The sequence below is a fragment of the Maricaulis maris MCS10 genome (assembly GCF_000014745.1).
GTDB classification, from domain to species: Bacteria; Pseudomonadota; Alphaproteobacteria; order Caulobacterales; family Maricaulaceae; genus Maricaulis; species Maricaulis maris_A.
Genome location: NC_008347.1, coordinates 297,405 through 314,662, shown reverse-complemented (window position 1 = coordinate 314,662; position 17,258 = coordinate 297,405). Strand labels below are relative to the sequence as shown.

The 17,258-nt window shown below is 63.9% G+C and carries 9 protein-coding genes; all 9 read right to left on the bottom strand.

The window, feature by feature from the left end:
- Positions 1–41: 41 nt before the first annotated feature.
- Positions 42–1,169 carry a THUMP domain-containing class I SAM-dependent RNA methyltransferase gene (locus tag MMAR10_RS01370; protein WP_011642205.1) on the bottom strand — a complete coding sequence of 376 codons (1,128 nt, stop codon included), beginning with the start codon at positions 1,167–1,169 and terminating at the stop codon, positions 42–44.
- A 33-nt stretch (positions 1,170–1,202) separates the two neighbouring features.
- Positions 1,203–1,886, bottom strand: coding sequence for an SDR family NAD(P)-dependent oxidoreductase (locus tag MMAR10_RS01365; protein ID WP_011642204.1), 684 nt, complete (start codon positions 1,884–1,886; stop codon positions 1,203–1,205).
- Positions 1,887–2,033: 147 nt separating this feature from the next.
- Positions 2,034–12,527, bottom strand: coding sequence for an autotransporter outer membrane beta-barrel domain-containing protein (locus MMAR10_RS01360; protein ID WP_011642203.1), 10,494 nt, complete (start codon positions 12,525–12,527; stop codon positions 2,034–2,036).
- 384 nt (positions 12,528–12,911) lie between these two features.
- Positions 12,912–13,244: a 2-keto-4-pentenoate hydratase gene (locus MMAR10_RS01355; RefSeq protein ID WP_011642202.1), complete on the bottom strand. Its 333-nt coding sequence runs from the start codon at positions 13,242–13,244 to the stop codon at positions 12,912–12,914.
- Positions 13,244–13,774, bottom strand: coding sequence for a hypothetical protein (locus MMAR10_RS01350; protein WP_011642201.1), 531 nt, complete (start codon positions 13,772–13,774; stop codon positions 13,244–13,246). The genes MMAR10_RS01355 and MMAR10_RS01350 overlap by 1 nt, the downstream gene beginning before the upstream one ends.
- Complete coding sequence (locus MMAR10_RS01345; RefSeq protein WP_011642200.1) at positions 13,767–14,744, bottom strand: sugar kinase; 978 nt, start codon at positions 14,742–14,744, stop codon at positions 13,767–13,769. Before MMAR10_RS01345 ends, MMAR10_RS01350 begins: the two co-directional genes overlap by 8 nt.
- A 19-nt stretch (positions 14,745–14,763) precedes the next feature.
- On the bottom strand, positions 14,764–15,516 hold the full coding sequence (locus MMAR10_RS01340) for an SDR family NAD(P)-dependent oxidoreductase (protein ID WP_011642199.1): 753 nt from the start codon (positions 15,514–15,516) through the stop codon (positions 14,764–14,766).
- A gap of 26 nt (positions 15,517–15,542) precedes the next feature.
- Positions 15,543–16,865 carry an MFS transporter gene (locus tag MMAR10_RS01335; RefSeq protein ID WP_011642198.1) on the bottom strand — a complete coding sequence of 441 codons (1,323 nt, stop codon included), beginning with the start codon at positions 16,863–16,865 and terminating at the stop codon, positions 15,543–15,545.
- Positions 16,865–17,257: a cupin domain-containing protein gene (locus tag MMAR10_RS01330; protein WP_011642197.1), complete on the bottom strand. Its 393-nt coding sequence runs from the start codon at positions 17,255–17,257 to the stop codon at positions 16,865–16,867. Before MMAR10_RS01330 ends, MMAR10_RS01335 begins: the two co-directional genes overlap by 1 nt.
- Position 17,258 lies beyond the last annotated feature (1 nt).

Below are 17,258 nucleotides of genomic sequence, written 5' to 3'. Positions count from 1 at the left end.
CAGTCCGCGGGACCGTTCGCGGCCCAAATGGTCAGTCCGGACTAGCGGAGCGGCTTGGTCAGATGAAGGCGGATTTTCAGGCCGCCATGGTCGACCGGACGACCGGGCGGCGCAAATGGCAGCCGGGTCGCCCGGGCCAGCGCCGAGTCTGTGGTGATCAGGCCCACACGCCAACCGGCAAACCGGGTCCGCATCGTGTCCCCGAGCGCTCCATACACGCCATAAAGGCTTTTCCGGTTCCCAATTCGGGCCCCATAGGGTGGGTTCACGATCACCAGCCCGGGTGGGCTGTCAGGGCGCTCCAGCTGCTCCACCGGGCAGACATCGAACATTGTGACGTCGTCGACCCTGGCTCGCTGCGCGTTGGTCCGGCTCATGCGAACCGCCCCCTCATCGCGATCGGAACCGCGGTATCGGGAGACCACGCTCCTCGCGGTGGCTCGCGCCCCGGCATCAGATTTCATCGATTGCCAGATCACGGGTTCGAACCCGGCCAAGTGCTCGAAAGCGAATGCCCTCTCCCGCCCCGGGGCCAGCCGGCCCGCTATTTCAGCGGCTTCTATCACGAAGGTCCCGGAGCCGCACATCGGATCAAGGACCGGTTCGACTCCATCGAATCCGCAAGCCCGCAGGAACAAGGCGGCCAGGTTTTCCCGCATCGGCGCCTTGTTGACCTCGGCCTTGAAGCCGCGACGGTGGAGCAGCTCACCGGACGTGTCGATACTGAGCGTGCACAGATTGTCATCGATCCGCACTCGCACGCAAACAGCCGCGTCGTCACTGGTCGGCACTCCGATCGCGGTTGCGATGGCATTGGCCACGCGCTCGGCGGCGGCGCCGGCATGATAGATTTTCGACTTTCGACAACTCGCCTCGACGCGCACGGGGACACCCGGTTTCAACACGGCCAGCCAGTCAAACTGGCGGGCCCGCTTGTCGAGCTGGGACAGGTGCACGACCCGGAATGCCCCTATCCGGGCCAGTATCCGGCTGGCACCGCGCACTTCCAGATTCGCCCGCCAGACGTCGGGCCATCCGCCGGTTATGGTTACACCACCCGCTTCCACTTGTGGCGCCTTGAACCCTTTCTCGACGAGTTCGGCGCGCAGCATCGGTTCCAGGCCCGGCGGGACTGCCAGAAATATCTCGAATGGCATGTCGCTGGTCATGCGATCCCCTCTCCGGGGTCCAGCCGGGGCTGCTCAGACGCGCCCGGTCACCGGCAGCAGGGCGCCTGTAACGGCACAAGCCTCTTCACTCGCCAGAAACAGCATCACGGCGGCGAGATCTTCAGGCGCAACCCAGTCAGCCGGATCGGCGTCTGGCATGTCGGCACGGTTGGTCGGCGTGTCCAGAACAGAGGGCAGGACCGCATTGACCGTCACCTTGCCAAGAAGTTCGCGAGACAGGCTTTCAGTCAACCGGGCGACACCGGCTTTCGAGGCCGCATAGGCGCCCATGCCGACGTCCGACTTGATTGCGCCGGCAGCGCCGACATTGACGATCCGTCCGGAAGCGCTTTCGCACAACCAGGGCATGGCAGCCTGGCAGGCGGTGACAGCCGTCTGCACATTGATGGCAAACATGCGCTCCCAGCTTTCGACCTTGCCGCCTTCCAGCGTTTCCCAGATGAAACCACCGGCAATGTTCATCAGCACATCAAAGCCGCCGAACTCCGTCGCGATGGCGGCAAAAGCAGCACCGGCGGACTCACGGTCCGTCAGATCAACTCCGCCCAGGCGCAGGTGCCCGGCAAGGCTGTCATCATCCGCGATCGGCGCACGATCTATGAGCGCGACCTGACAGCCGGCCGCCACAGCCCGACCCGCAACTGCCTGCCCCAAAATCCCCGCACCGCCAGTGATGACAATGGTTCGCTTGGCCATTCTTGTCCTCCGAGGAGCTAGCCTGAATTCCACCCATGCTCCACGGTCCGGCCGGCTGGCACAAGCGGTGGCACCAGACAGATGGCATCCGGGCTGCAATCAGTCCGTGAACACCCAAGGTCACGCGCCCGTCGCAGACGGACCTGCTCAGAAGCGGACCCGCACATCAATACCCGCACGCTGGCGTTCGGTCTCTTCGCCGAACTCAGCCTGGTATCCAATGCTCAGGCCGACCCGCTCATTGCCGGCGATCTCAAGGTCAACACCGAGCTGATAGACCAGGTGGTCGAGTGTCGTCCCGATGACAGCCGGGTCTGCGAGAGGATTGGCACCAAGGAAACGCACCGGCAGTTCAAGTCGGTCACGGGTACTCAGCTGCAGGCCACCGGTGATCGAAACCACACCGACCATGTCTTCGGTCTCGCGGAACACATGTCCGACGGTCAGCTGCGGGGTGACCGCACCGACCAGCGCTGTTTCCGACAACACCTCGACACCCAGACCGTCCAGACCTTCCTCGATCAGCCCGTCATGATGGAGCGCGGTCACGGAGGCCGATACCTGCGGACGTGCGAAGATGTTTCCGTGGCGGAAGCTCTCTCCCACATGCGCATCCAGTCGCGCATGACCGGTTTCCGGCGAAGACGTGCCGACACCGCTGGTGAACACTTCGACCGCACGCTCGGTCTCATGCCAGGACCAGCCGCCCGAGACCGAGGCGCCGTAATACGGACCGGCCGCCGGATTGCGCTCGGCACCCAGGCCGACAACGAAGCCACTGCTTTCGGTCCGTGCCCTATGCCCATCGATGCGGATCGGATCCGTCTGCTCATAGCTGACGCCAGCGGCAACAGACCAGTCGTCACCGACCCGCTGCTCGAAACCGCCGGTAAAGCGCATCGACTCGCTTTCGGTGTGCAGGTTCTCGACGCTTGCATCGCGGGCACTTGCCGTCATTTCCAGCCGCGACCAGGCACACTGGTCATCGCGACGGCCGATTGGCGAGCCGCAATTGAACAGATCCTCAGCGAAATTGTCCGCCGAATTGAGCTGCCCATGCATCACAGCGAGATGGGGCTCCGGATTGAGTTGGGCAAAGATTTCCTCGTAGAGGTCAAGCTGGTCGGCTTGCATATTGCCCAGGAGGGCGAGCAAACGTCCGATACCGGCAGACCCGCCGACTTCAAGCGCCGAGTCCATGTGCCCACCGAGCGCCCGACCATTCCGGTTCAGACTCGGAAGACCGAAATCGGTGTCGATCAGCAAATGAATGCCGGCTGCATCGGCAGCGATCGAATAATCGACCGCCAGGGTGTCACGAATGATGAGCCCGTTGTCGACGCCACCCTCGGCAGCCGCGAACAAGGTCACCGCCTCCCGGTCCTGCAACCAGGTCAGCGTGACATCGCCCGTACCGTCGACCACGGCACCGCCGGTGACATTCACCCGATCCGATGCATAAGGCCCATAGGCGACATCGAAAACCAAGTGACCACTGGCCGTCTGCTCGAAATGCCCATCCAGTTCGACCGTGTTGATGACACGCGCACCATAGAGAAGGTTGGTCGTGGGGTCGCCAATGGCATCGAAATTCCCGAACGTCGCGCCATTGAGGAGGTCGATCGGATAGGCCGAAGCTGACAGACCCATGACGAAGTGACCGGCATTTCGGAAGGTTGCCGCACCGACCGGACCGGCCGCGGAAACAACCGTCGTTGACTCACCGGCGAGTTGGGCCGCCGCATCCGCCGGGTCAAGATCCGCCATGACCTGGACCGTCGGCTTGACGTCCACAGATACACCTTGCGCCGAAGTGCTCGGGAAGCTGGTCGGCAACACCGCCTGTACCGGCGCGCCCTTGGTTTCGACGGCTTCCATCGAGCCGGTGTTTGCCGGTGACAGGGTGGCGGGCGCCGGGTCCGATCCAGTTGCCAGGTCGGCCTGGACCGGTCGCTTGGTCGAGCTGTCCATCTGACCCATAGAAACGGGCCCGGGCTGCGATGCCGTAGCCAGTTCGGCCTGAACAGGCTGCTTGGACGAGATGTCCATCTCACCGATCGCAACCGGCTCCGGCTGAGATGCTGATGCCAGATCCGACGCGGCAAGTGCAGCAGGCGTTGCCGCCTCTGAGGCCTGCGGTGCGGACGCGGCCTGCGAGGCCGAGGCGCGGGCCGTTTCGACGACTGGAATGACATTCCCCTGACGCAGAACCGTTTGAGGGCTGGCAGAACCGTCCCTCAGGTCAATCGTGTCAAAGGCGATGAAGGTTGCGCCGGCCTGGTTGTCAAACCGGTTCACGCCGGAGCCGAGATCAACATTGCCGACGACCAGGCCAGTATTCTCGATCAGGTCGTTGCCCGTGGTTGTGACGATGGCATTCCCGGACACGGCCGAGACGCTGCCCGATGTGAACAGCGTGTTGTCTGCCCCGCCGTCGAAGAAGACGCCTATCCCGCGATCCGAACCGCCGCGGATGTCATTGTCGAGAGTCACGGTAATGGCCGCTGCTGCCAACGCGCTCATCACGTCGACCTCATCGGACTGACTGGCCGGGTCAACGAATTCGGCCAGGCCCGCCGGACCGAAACGATCGGCAAATGACGGCATTTCCGAGCTTGTATCGGCCACGTCGCTGACGGGTCCGACGATGTCGGCGCTGGACTGCGCCGCAGCCTGTGCAGAAGCGATCAGGGCAATCGGTTCAGCCGGAGCAAAGGTGGTCCCCAGGCTCTGCGCGAAGAAGGCGATCGCATTGCGGCCCGTCGAGATGATGGCGCCGGTATGATTGACGGTCACACGCCCGGCCTCACCTTCGCCGCCCACCGAGCCGAAGAAGCCCTGGCCGTCGGCAGACCCGAAAGTGCCGCCGCCGCCGCCAATCGACTGGGCGAAAATGCCGATGGCACCGCCACCGAGGAGATTGATCGTGCCGCTGGAGTTGATGGTGACGTCACCGCCATCACCGCTATTGCCGCCAAACGGATTGATGGCCAGGTCCACACCAGCTTCCTGCACACCGATCGTTGTATCGCCGGCATTGCCGCCGCCGCCACCGATCGACTGGGCGAAGATGCCGTAAGCGCCGATGCCGTGCGTGGTGATGTCGCCGGAATGAGTGACCGTGACGTCGCCGCCATCGCCGGCATTGCCACCGGCACCGCCGAAGGAAACTGCGCCGGCATTGGAGATGTATCCATCGCCCGCATTGCCGCCACCGCCGCCGATGGACTGCGCCAGAATGGCGTGGGCATTGTCGCCCGTCGTGGTGATCCTGCCGGTATTGATCACGACCACATCGCCGCCATCGCCCGATGCGCCGCCGAATCCGCCCATGCCGATACTGATGTCCGGCTGGAAAGTGTCCTGAAGATTGCCGTTATTCTCGATGAGGGCGTTTCGTGTATCGCGGGCGCTGTCCATGTTGCCGGCGCCACCATTACCGCCGCCACCGCCGATAGACTGGGCGAAGATGCCGTAGGACAAATCGCCGTCTTCACCGTAATTCGGGTCGTCATCGGCGCTGTAGAAACGGGTTCCTGAGGTCTGGATCGAGCCGGTATTGATCACCGTGACGTCGCCGCCATCACCCGCTGCGCCACCGAAGCCGCCAACCGCGATCGTACCGGTTGCGGTCGCGCCGCCCTTGCCGACTTCACCGCCGCCGCCACCGACCGATTGCGCGAAGATACCCCGCGCGCCATCGCCCCAGGTGGTGATGTTGCCATTATTGGTCACCCGGACGTCGCCGCCATCACCGGACGCCCCGCCAAAACCACCCAGCGTGAAGCTGAGCGAGTCGCTATCGCTGCTGGAAAGCAGGGCATCGAGTTCCTCGCCATCGAGCGAAGTACCGCCGCCATTGCCGCCACCGCCGCCGACCGACTGCGCCTTGATGCCGTCCGAGCCGGCGCCAAGTGTCGTGATATCGCCTTCGTTCAGGACGGTGACACCGCCGCCATCACCGGCTGCACCGCCGAAACCGCCGACGACCGCAACGAGTTCGAGATTCTTGTCGCTGTCGTCGATGCCCGCGGCATCGCGTGTGATGGCAAATCCGGTCGCGCTGCCACCATTGCCACCGCCGCCGCCGATCGACTGGGCGAAGACACCGATGGAGCCGCGAACCCAGGATATGACCGTGCCTTCATTGGTGACAGAGACATCTCCGCCATCGCCCGCCGCTCCGCCGGAGCCACCGACGGTTATGGCGATCGAGGCCGACTGGCTTGCACCGGCCGCGCCGGTTGCGGACATGCTGGGTCCGCCATTGCCGCCGCCGCCGCCGACCGATTGAGCGAATATGACGTGTGCATCCTTGTTCACCGTCACGAGCGTGCCGGTATTGGTCACGAAGACATCGCCACCGTGTCCGCCCGTACCGCCGAAGCCGCCGACCGATGTCGCCAGATTAAACGTGTTGGAGCCAATGCCGGCTGCACCCGCACCGCCCGCACCTGCAGGCTCACAGGGCGCTTCGGCTTCCGGCAGGCACTGATCGCCGATGATGTGAGTGCCGAAGGCACTCGAGTCGAGACCGGCAAAGCCGCCATCTCCGCCGCCACCGCCAACAGACTGCGCGAAAATGGCGTGTGACGCCTCTCCGGACGCGGTGATCAAACCGAAATTGTTGACGGTTACCGTGTTGCCGGTATTGCCGGTCCCGCCGGTTCCACCGACCGCAAAACTCAGATTGACCGAGTCCGATCCGCCCGCCGCCAGCGAACCGCTGGATCCGCCGGTGCCGCCACCGCCGCCAATGGACTCGGCATAAATGCCGTGCGCGCGATACCCGGCCGTCTGGATGATCGAGGACGAGGTCACATTGACGATGCCGGCCGTGCCGCCTTCGCCACCGGTACCACCGATGCTGGCCGCGACATTGACGGAGTCCGACGCACCAAATGTCGCCGTCAGCGCCATGCCGCCATTGCCGCCACCGCCACCGACAGATTGGGCAAAGACGCCGTGCGCCCTGTTCCCTTCTGTTATCAGCAATGTGCCAGTGGTATCGACGATGACATCACCGGCCGCGCCACCGGTTCCGCCGCTTCCGCCGAGGCCGAAGCTGATTCCCATCGCGCGATTATTGCCGACAGTACCGGACATGCTGCCGGTCCAGCCGCCATTACCGCCGCCGCCGCCGACCGACTGCGCCATGATGGCGCTGGACATGTCGCCTGCGGTGCCGATGGACGCGGCATTGGAGACATCGACCGTGCCGGCGGTGCCACCTGTTCCGCCACTACCACCAAGGGACACGCCAATCGAGACGGACCGGTCACCGGCTGTTAGGGCGCCGGAGACAGCAAAGCCGCCATTGCCGCCGCCGCCACCGACCGATTGAGCCAGGATGCCGATAGAGTTGTCGCCGGCCGTCGTGATTTGCCCGTTATTGGTCACTTCGACCCGGTTGCCCGTGCCGCCGACACCGCCCGAGCCACCCAGAGAGACGCCGAGACCGGCTGTGCTATTTCCAAATCCGCCGGCAAGCGTCGCGGCCCAACCGCCATTGCCGCCGCCGCCGCCAACCGACTGGGCCAGAATGCCGTGGCTGTTGTCGCCAAAGGACGCCAGGACCGCCGAATTCAGCACGTCCGCCGTCGAGGCATTGCCACCGCTGTCGCCGGAACCCCCCAGAGCAACTGCGACACCACCGGCGCGATCGCCCAAGGCCATCGAGGCCGCGAAGCTGGCGCCACCATTGCCGCCGCCGCCGCCGACCGACTGTGCATGCACGGCCGAAGACTGATCACCCAGCGTCTGAACATTGCCGGATACGGTCACATCAACCGCACCCGCGACGCCGCCGCTGCCGCCATCGCCGCCCAGGGCGACATTGATCGCGGCACTGCTTCCGCCACCCGTTGCACCAAAGGCCCCGGAGAATCCTCCATTGCCGCCGCCGCCGCCCACTGACTGGGCGAAAATACCGTTGGACTGGTCACCCTCGGTCCCGACTTGCCCACGCGAGTCAATGGTCACGTCGCCTGCGGAATTGCCGACACCGCCGGTGCCACCGAGAGAAACACCGATAGCGGCGCTATTGGACGAGGCCAGGCTGATGCCGCCCGTAATGGACATGCCGCCATTGCCGCCGCCACCGCCCACAGATTGGGCGAAAATTCCGTTGGACTGATTGCCGTAGGTGTAGATCGTCTCGACCGTGTTGACGTTGACCGCCCCGCCCGTTCCACCACTGCCGCCATCGCCACCGATAGCCACATTGATACCGGCTGCGTTCGAGCTGCCCGCCGTGATGGTGCCGGAAATCGCGGCTCCACCATTGCCGCCGCCGCCACCGATCGACTGGGCGAGGATGCCGTTGGCATCATCACCGTCGGTCGTGATCTGGTCGTTGGCGTTGACGGTCACGGTACCAGCCGTATTGCCGGTTCCACCGCCACCACCCAGCGAGACGCCAACTGCCGCCGCCTGCGAGCCAAAGCTCAGACCACCGGTGACCGAGAAGCCGCCATTGCCACCACCGCCGCCCAGCGACTGTGCCGAAATACCATGGGCCCCATCGCCATGAGTGGCGATCTGCTCGGCGTTGACCGTAACGTTGCCGGCTGAGCCGCCGCTACCGCCGGATCCGCCTACACCCACATTGACAGCCCCACCGACGGACCCGCCACCGACCAGGCTCGCCGCGACCGCGAAGCCGCCATTGCCGCCGCCGCCACCGATTGACTGGGCAAGGACACCGATTGCGCCATCACCGCTGGTCTCGACATCTTCGACCGTGACGTTGACGGTGGATGCCGCGCCGCCGACACCGCCGGTGCCGCCAAGCGAAACATTGACGGCTCCGCCAACACTCATCCCGCCGGCTGCGCCCGCGGCAACCGAGAAACCGCCATTGCCGCCACCGCCGCCAATCGACTGGGCCAGAACGCCGTGCGCCTCATCGCCGCGCGTGATGATGTGGTCCGTCTGCGTGACCGTGACGGTCCGGGCAAAGGACCCGGCCCCGCCGCCACCGCCGATGGAGACGCCGACACCGACACCGGCGGTGCCGCCAGCTGCGACATTGCCCGTCGCGGACCAGCCGCCATTACCGCCGCCGCCGCCAATCGACTGGGCCGCGATACCGTGGGAACCGGTCCCGGTCGTCTCGACAATGGCTGTCGATGAAACTCGCACATCACCGGCATGGGCACCGTCGCCCGCTGCACCGCCAAGCGCGACATTGACCGCTCCGCCCGCCGTGCCGCCGGCGGCCAGTGATCCCGAGAAAGCAAAGCCGCCATTACCGCCACCGCCGCCAATCGACTGGGCCAGAATGCCGTGGGAAACATTGCCGAAAGTGAAGACCGTCCCGTCCGACGTGACCACCACGTCGCCATTGACGATACCGCCACCACCACCATCACCACCGAGCGAGACTCCAACGCCGACCCCCGCCGTCGCGCCGAGGCTCATCGTGCCCGTCGCCGACCAGCCGCCATTGCCGCCGCCACCGCCGATGGATTGCGCGAAGAGGCCGTGCGAATTGTCGCCGGATGTCGCGATGATGCCATCGCTGTTGAGCGTTACCTGACCTGAATAGGATCCGGACCCGCCATTGCCGCCAAGGGCCACATCCACGCCCACGCCAGCGACACCGCCGCCCGAGAACGAACCTGAGAACGAGAAGCCGCCATTGCCGCCGCCGCCACCGATTGACTGGGCAACCAGGCCATGGGCGTTGCTACCAGAGGTGATGACATTTCCGGTCGCGTCGATCAGCACGGTGCCGCCAAAACCACCCGTGCCGCCACTGCCGCCGAGGGATACACCGAGGCTGACAGCCGCGCCGCTGGAAACCGCCAGGTTGGCCGTACCGGTCCAACCTCCATTGCCGCCGCCGCCGCCGACCGACTGGGCCAGCACGCCGAAGGAGTTATTGCCACTGGTCTGGATCGTGTCTGCGGTCCTGACCGTGACGGAATCCGAGTCCCCCCCGGCTCCGCCATCGCCGCCCACGGCCACCGAGACAGATGCCGAGGCGCCAACGCCGGCACTGACCGCGCCGGCAAAACTTTGGCCGCCATTGCCACCGCCGCCGCCAACCGACTGTGCCAGAACGGCGTGAGCATTGTCGCCGAATGTCAGAATCGAACCGTCGAGATCCATCTCGACAATGCCGCCCATGCCACCGGCTCCGGCGTTTCCGCCAACGGCCACACTAACCGACCCGAATGCACCGATGGAACCGGCAACCGAATAGCCGCCATTGCCACCACCGCCGCCGACCGACTGGCCGACAATCCCGGTCGAGCCATGCCCGCGGGTTTCAATGAAAGCGCCGTCGGCGCTGTTGACCCGGACAATACCGCCGCCGCCGCCAACCGCACCGTCACCGCCAACAGCGACGCTGGCGAAGAGACCACCGGACACGGCGCTGCCGCCATTGCCGCCGCCACCGCCGATGGATTGCGCGACAATGCCGTTTGAGTTTTCGTTAGTTGTGAGGATGTTGCCATTGGCGTTGACCGTAACCGTGTCCGCCGAATTTCCGGTTCCGCCCTGGCCACCAACAGAAACCACGCCGCCAGCACCGCCACCATTGCCGCCACCGCCGCCAATGGATTGCGCGACAATTCCGGTCGCGCCAATGCCCTGCGTCTGGATCAGGCCGCTGGTCGTGACCGTGACTGTGTTACCAGTGCCGCCGCCCGAACCGTCACCGCCGATGGCACCGATTCCGCCGCCGGCGCCGCCATTGCCGCCACCGCCGCCGATCGATTGAGCCAGAATGCCGAAGGCACGATCGCCTTCGGTCAGGATGCTACCCATGGTGATGTCAACGGCACCGCCATTGCCACCGACATCTCCGTCGCCGCCGATTCCGACAATACCACCGCTGGTGCCGCCATTGCCGCCGCCGCCGCCAATGGCCTGCGCGAGCACGCCGTGGGCGTCGATGCCGGTCGTTGAAATTGTGCCGTCCCCGGTCACCGTGACAGTCTCGGCACTGCCGCCGGCATCACCGTCGCCGCCAATGGCTGCCAGACCCACGGTCGAACTGCCATTGCCGCCGCCGCCGCCAATCGACTGAACCAGAATGCCAAGCGCGCCTTCGCCACTGGTCGTGATCAAACCGTCATTGTCGACATGGACTATGCCAGCTGCACCACCCGCGCCGCCTTGGCCGCCAAGCGCAACGAGGCCACCGGTGCCACGCCCGGAGCCGCCACCGCCGCCAATCGACTGGGCCATGATGCCGTGACTTCGGTCACCGGTCGTCGCCGTGCCGGTCGAAATGGCGCCGTCATTGTAGACGGTGACCGTGCCCGCATCGCCGCCGGGCCCGGAGCCAGCGCCCAGTGCCGCAATGCCGGCGGACGCACCACTGCGACCGCCGCCGCCGCCGATCGACTGCGCGGTGATGCCGACGGCATCGTCCCCGCGCGTTGTGATCGTGCCCGTCGCAGCGTTGGTGACATATACGAGACCACCATTGCCAGCGCCGCCGCCGCCACCGCCAAACGCGACGAGGCCGCCGGACGCGCCGGCATCGCCGCCGGAGCCACCAATGCTCTGCGCCACGATCCCGTCGGAATAATTCCCTGTGGTGATGATGGAGCCGTAATTCCTGACGGCAACCGATGACCCATTGCCGCCGGTGCTGCCGGAATCGGCGCTACCCACAATGCCGAAACTGGAGCCCGCATCGCCGGATGCTCCGCCCATCGATTGCGCGAGGATACCGTTGGCGCTGAGACCGATCGTGCTGATGGCCCCATGATTGACAACAACGACCGTGCCGCCTTCAGCGGCCGGTCCGGATGATCCGCCATCGGACCAGATGAAGCCACTGCCGCCATCACCGCCCCGACCGGCCCGGCTGAGCGCGAAAATACCGTGCCCCTGTTCGCCGGACGTCGAGACATCGACATAGGATGTCAGAGAAACAATTCCACCTGCGCCACTGGCACCACCCTCATAACCGTCGAAACCGAATCCGGCCGCATTGCCGCCATCACCGCCATTGCCGCCTATCGAAACCGCACTGATGCCAGGCAGAAAATCCGTTATCGCCTCAATATCGCCGAATCCGGACGTGGTCAGGGTGTGGATGACATCCGGTCCCGGATCGCCGTTTTCGCCCGGATCACCATTTTCGCCGATCGTGAAACATTTGATGATGCAGATTCGGGCGCCCCAGGCGTTATCCCCGTCTGAACCGCTCGCACCGATCTGGCGATCGGAGAAGACGTTGGTATTGCCGGCCGGAATTGCTGGATTGACGGTACCCGCCGGGGATCCGGGAGACCCGGCAACACCGGAAGAAGCGGTGGTTATGTCGCCACTGCGAGAGGTGACAGACGAGAAAGTGAAGCTGTTTCCGTCCCCATCTTCGGCCGTGTAGGAAACAATATTGGCGAACGGATCAACGTTTACCGCGGTCACCGTATAGGTCGCCGCTGAGCCCTCCGTGTCCGAGGTCGCCGTCGGGTCGACAATCGTGTCGCCGACGGCAGCATTGACGATGATGACATTAAAAGCATCCGTCATGACGACATTGTCGCCCAGGATTGCCTCGACAGTTTCGGTGGCACCCGTAATCGGGTTGGTGACCGTATCACCAACATCAACTGCCCACGCAGCCGGGGCGATGATCGCGGCGACACTGACGCTGGCGAGCGCCAGGCTCATTGCATGTGGGGATGTCCCGAGGAGCAAGGACGAAACACGACGGGACCGCGTCTTCTGGCCCCCATCAGAAGCCTTCAAAAACTTGTACAAGACGATCCCCCAAGCGTACGCAACTGAAACAACTATCGGGGATTACGCAATTTTTATGCCCCCTCTGAGAGAGATTAACGGAGAATTAACCGTTTAGCGACCGCCGGCCCGGAATATTTCGATTTTCTGAACCGGGCTGGGACCGCACGGGTAAGGGCCACAGCAGGTCGTGGCCGGCCAGGGCAGGACATTCGCTACCATCGCTTCGCGTATGACGAAGTCGCGTTCTGCGGAGCGCCGCCAGAGTATGTGGCACGCCGCACAGCATCGATCTGGATCGTAGCCCGAGTTACGCTAACCGGCATTCAGTCTGACGTCTCGCCATTCGGACCCCAGCGGGGACAATCTGAGATCAACCGCACCCCAGCTCCCGAAGTTGACCTGGCTGCTGTCGCCGACTTGGGCCTGATGGACCCCTGTGACAGCGCCGGTCGAAATATGGTCGCCAGCTTGAAGCGCAATCCCCCGCTCCTGCATCAGGCGGAGTATGAATTCCAGCGCTCCGATTGGACCACCAGGCAGGGCCGCAGCAGTTGTCTCGCCGACCGTCTCGCCATTGATGTCGACACGCGCAGGCAGGTCGACCCAGCTACGCTCCTGCCAGTTGACGATTTCCGCACCGGCCATCAGGCCGCAGCGGTTATCTCAATCGACACCCGGCGCGCCAATGAACGACCGAAGAGCATGGTGACCCATCGGCAATGGGAGTCGGCCAGTAAGGGCGCCCAGTCGCGATCCAGACCGATGCTCACCCCGCCGCGCAGGTCCAGTTCACAAGCCATTTCCTGAGCCCACAAGATCAGGGTGCAAAGGACACCGGCAAATTGTGACCGGTCGCCCAGTGGAGGCGGTGCGCTCAGCAATCTGAGAAGGCCCAATCTTGCGCATTCCCCCTCGAGACGGGGCAGCGGTTTGAACTCACTCCCGACGTCCTCGGTCAGGTCGGTTGACGCTGTCTGGGGCCTCAAGACGAAGCGGGTCCGCTCTTCAAGATGCAGCCGAACACCCTCGGAGCGCGACAGGCTCGCGCGCAGCCCGCCCACGGTCGAAACCGTGCCGTCGATGCGGATTTCGGGAATGCCGGACCCGATCGGATAAGTCGCGGCAAGGTGGGCAGGCGCAATGATATTGGCGGGGCGTTGAACGGGACTACACATTCTGTTTGCTCAGCTCCTTCGTCCAGGCCGGGAGTGGCTCATCCGCCGGTAGCAGTGCGCCGCGTACTCCCAGGACCAATGCGGCCAATTGATGCGCGGCTATGATTGATTCCCGGCCGGACGCGCCGCTCAGGCGTGCGTGGAGATAGCCGGCATTGAAACTGTCCCCGGCACCTGTGGTGTCAACCGGCGCAATAATTGCCGGCGGCTCGACCCATTCCCCAACGCCCGTCGACCAGGCGCCTCGAGGACCGTGCTTGACGACGACTTCGTCAACGCCGGCGCGGCACCAGTATTCCACACATTCCTCGACGCTCTGGAAGCCGAACAGGGCCTGCTCATCTTCGAGCGTGGGCAGGGCGATGGAGATGTGCGGCATCAACTCGCAGATTGTGTCCCGCGCTTGCCCTGGCGAAAGCCAGCCGGCGGGACGGTAGTTGGTGTCGAAAACGACTTGCCCACCCTTTCGGCGAACAGATTGCGCCAGATCGATGATCTGTCCCGTCTTCGACGATTCCGCAAAGAGCGACAGTGTTATGCCGGAGAGGTACAACACATCGGCCTCTGCCATCGCATCCAGCGCCTGTCGGGCCCCGGCAAGATCGAAGAACTGGCGCGCCGCGCTGTGCGAGCGCCAATAGGTGAAGCTCCGCTCTCCCGTCTCGTCGACTTCAATCGCGTACAGGCCGCAATTGCGATCGCTTGAGGTTGCGACCAGCTCAGCGTCCACACCCTCGAGCGCCATGCGTTTGCGTATCCGCTCGCTGAACGGGTCCTGGCCCAGTGCCGTTGCATAGCGAACCGGCGTTCCGAGCCGGGCCAGGTAAACCGCCGTGTTGAAGGTATCGCCGCCAACACCGACACGGACCTGTTCCGCGCCCAGATCTGCGAGCTCTGCCATGACCTCGCCAAAGCAGGTGACCGCTTTGCGGTCAGCCTTGAACTTGGTCGGATGCCCCATCGCATTCATCTTTCAGCTGCCTTGAAGCCTAGGAGAACAGCAAACCGCCATTCACGTCGAGGCAAACGCCCGTCAGGAAGGAAGCTTCATCCGAGGCCAGATAGCTGACCACATCGCCCACTTCCTCGGCTGCACCCTGGCGACGAAGCGGCGTCATGCCGGCCACCTTCTCGCGCACTTCATCCTTCGAGAAACGGTCATGGAAGCTGGTGGCAATCATGCCCGGGCACACGGCGTTGACCCGAATTCCGTTCGGGCCAAGCTCCTTGGCCATGCCGCGGGTGAATGTCATGACGGCGCCCTTGCCCGTCGCGTAGGCGGTAGCACCGGGCCCCCCGCCATCACGGCCAGCCTGGGAGGAAAAGTTGATGATCGACGCCCCTTCCTTCATGTGCGGCACGGTCGCTTTCATCGCGAAGAATGCCGAGTGCACATTGAGCCTCATGACGAAGTCAAAAAACTCCTCGTCCATTTCGGCGAGGGTCTTGCGGGCCACCATGCCGCCGGCGACAGTCGCGAGAATGTCGATTTGCGGGCCGAAGGCGCTTTGGGCTGACGCCACGAGCGCTTCCATCTCGGCGAATTTGGTCGCATCAGCCTTGACCAGGATGGCGTCGCCGCCAGCCTTGGTAATATCATCAACTGTCGCTTGGGCGGCGGCTTCATCATTGTTGAAATTGACGACCACCTTGGCGCCTTCGCGGGCCAGGCTGATCGAGACGGCACGCCCGATATCACGGCCACCACCAACAACAATCGCGGTTTTTCCGGCGAGTTTCATTTTCGTCTCCTAGAATCTGGAAGCCGTCAGGCTTGTTCTTTTTTCGGTTTGAGAGGTTCAATCCGGCCACACACGATCCACACGCTGGCCAGAGCCAGCAGGGCGAGACCTGCACCAATGATGAAAGCAGGCGTGTAGTTGCCACCCATCGTCAGCCACGGCACGAGATAGGTCAGACCGGCAGCGCCCAGCTTGGCGGCCATTCCGGCGAATCCGGCCAGCGTGCCAACCGACTTGCCACTGAGGAAGTCACTGGCCAGCGTCTGCACGTTGCCAATGGCGGTCTGGAAGCCGAACAGGATCGCCGCCATGATCAGGACCGCGACGACCGGATTGGCCGCCTGTGACATCGCAAGCAGACAGGGAAGCATGATCAGGCAACCGAGCGTGATGGTCAGTTTGCGAGCGCCATCGACACTCCAGCCGGCCTTGATCCGGTTCTGGGCCAGCAAGCCACCGAACCAGGCTCCGAACATGGCGCCGACATAAGGGACCCAGCCGTAGATGCCGATTTCACGGACGTTGAAGCCATAGACTTCAGATAGGTAGATCGGGATCCAGAAGACAAACAACCACCAGATCGGATCGATCGCCGCAGAGGCGATGATGACACCCCAGCTCTGCCGCCGCGACAAAAGCTCTACCGTCCCCGGTGCGTAGCTATCTGATTCAGCCGGTGTTTGAGCGCTGTCACCCTCGCTTTCCGTGCGGGTCTGGCCAGTCAGAATATATTGGCGTTCATCCTCGGTGACCCACGGGTGGGAACCTGGGGGCGCCTTGACCAGAACCATCCACGGAATGAGCCAGAGCAAGCCGGTCAGGCCGATGATGATGAAAATGATGTGCCAGTCGAAAAACACCGACAAGAACGCAATGAGCGGGATCGAAACAATGCCGCCAATCGCGGCACCGGAATTGAAAATGCCCTGCGCGAGCGCACGTTCCTTGGTCGGAAACCATTCGGCATTGGCCTTGGTCGCGCCCGGCCAGTTACCGGCCTCGGCGGCGCCCAGGATCGCACGGAAAAGCGCAAAGGTTCCCAAACCTCGGGCGAAAGCATGGGCCGCCGTGGCCAGCGACCAGACCGCAATCGACAGGGCAAACCCCATTCGGGTGCCGATCCAGTCGAAAATCTTTCCGAAAATCGCCTGTCCGAACGCGTATGCGAACACGAAGATGACCGAGATAAGGGCGTAGATTTCCTTTCGCTGGTCTTCGGTCCGGTCAGGATAGAGTTCCGCCGAAATTTCCGGCCAGAGGACATTCAGCGATTGCCGGTCGATATAGTTGATAACGGTCGCCAGCGCGACCAGGGTGACAATCCACCAGCGAAGTCGGGGAATTTGCATCAGACCTCTCCCCGTGCCGGAATGAAGTCTTCGCGGGCTGGCGCAAACACATCGATCAGGACACCCGCTTGCAGGCAGACAGCACCGTGCCGGCTTTGGGATGGAACGAAGAAGCTGTCGCCAGCGGACAGGGTCTGTTGTTCGGCGCCGACGGTGACCTTGAATTCACCGGATTCGACATAGGACATCTGCGCATGGGGATGGGCGTGAAGTTCGCCAACAGCCCCCGTCGAAAACCAGACCCGGGCGCCCATGAGGGCATCCCCGAAACCGAGGAGTTGGCGTCGAATTCCCGGCGCGACCTCCTCCGCCCCGGCGACATCGGCCCTGACGAAATTCGATGGCGCATCAAAAGCGGTCCGATCGACCGTTTCCGCATTCGCTGACGGCATG

Bases quoted from the DNA above. Each gene is read 5' to 3' on its own strand.
- MMAR10_RS01330 (WP_011642197.1), bottom strand. From the start codon at position 17,257: ATGCCGTCAGCGAATGCGGAAACGGTCGATCGGACCGCTTTTGATGCG.
- MMAR10_RS01335 (WP_011642198.1), bottom strand. From the start codon at position 16,865: ATGCAAATTCCCCGACTTCGCTGGTGGATTGTCACCCTGGTCGCGCTG.
- MMAR10_RS01360 (WP_011642203.1), bottom strand. From the start codon at position 12,527: ATGAGCCTGGCGCTCGCCAGCGTCAGTGTCGCCGCGATCATCGCCCCG.
- MMAR10_RS01370 (WP_011642205.1), bottom strand. From the start codon at position 1,169: ATGACCAGCGACATGCCATTCGAGATATTTCTGGCAGTCCCGCCGGGC.
- MMAR10_RS01350 (WP_011642201.1), bottom strand. From the start codon at position 13,774: ATGTGTAGTCCCGTTCAACGCCCCGCCAATATCATTGCGCCTGCCCAC.
- MMAR10_RS01340 (WP_011642199.1), bottom strand. From the start codon at position 15,516: ATGAAACTCGCCGGAAAAACCGCGATTGTTGTTGGTGGTGGCCGTGAT.
- MMAR10_RS01365 (WP_011642204.1), bottom strand. From the start codon at position 1,886: ATGGCCAAGCGAACCATTGTCATCACTGGCGGTGCGGGGATTTTGGGG.
- MMAR10_RS01355 (WP_011642202.1), bottom strand. From the start codon at position 13,244: ATGGCCGGTGCGGAAATCGTCAACTGGCAGGAGCGTAGCTGGGTCGAC.
- MMAR10_RS01345 (WP_011642200.1), bottom strand. From the start codon at position 14,744: ATGAATGCGATGGGGCATCCGACCAAGTTCAAGGCTGACCGCAAAGCG.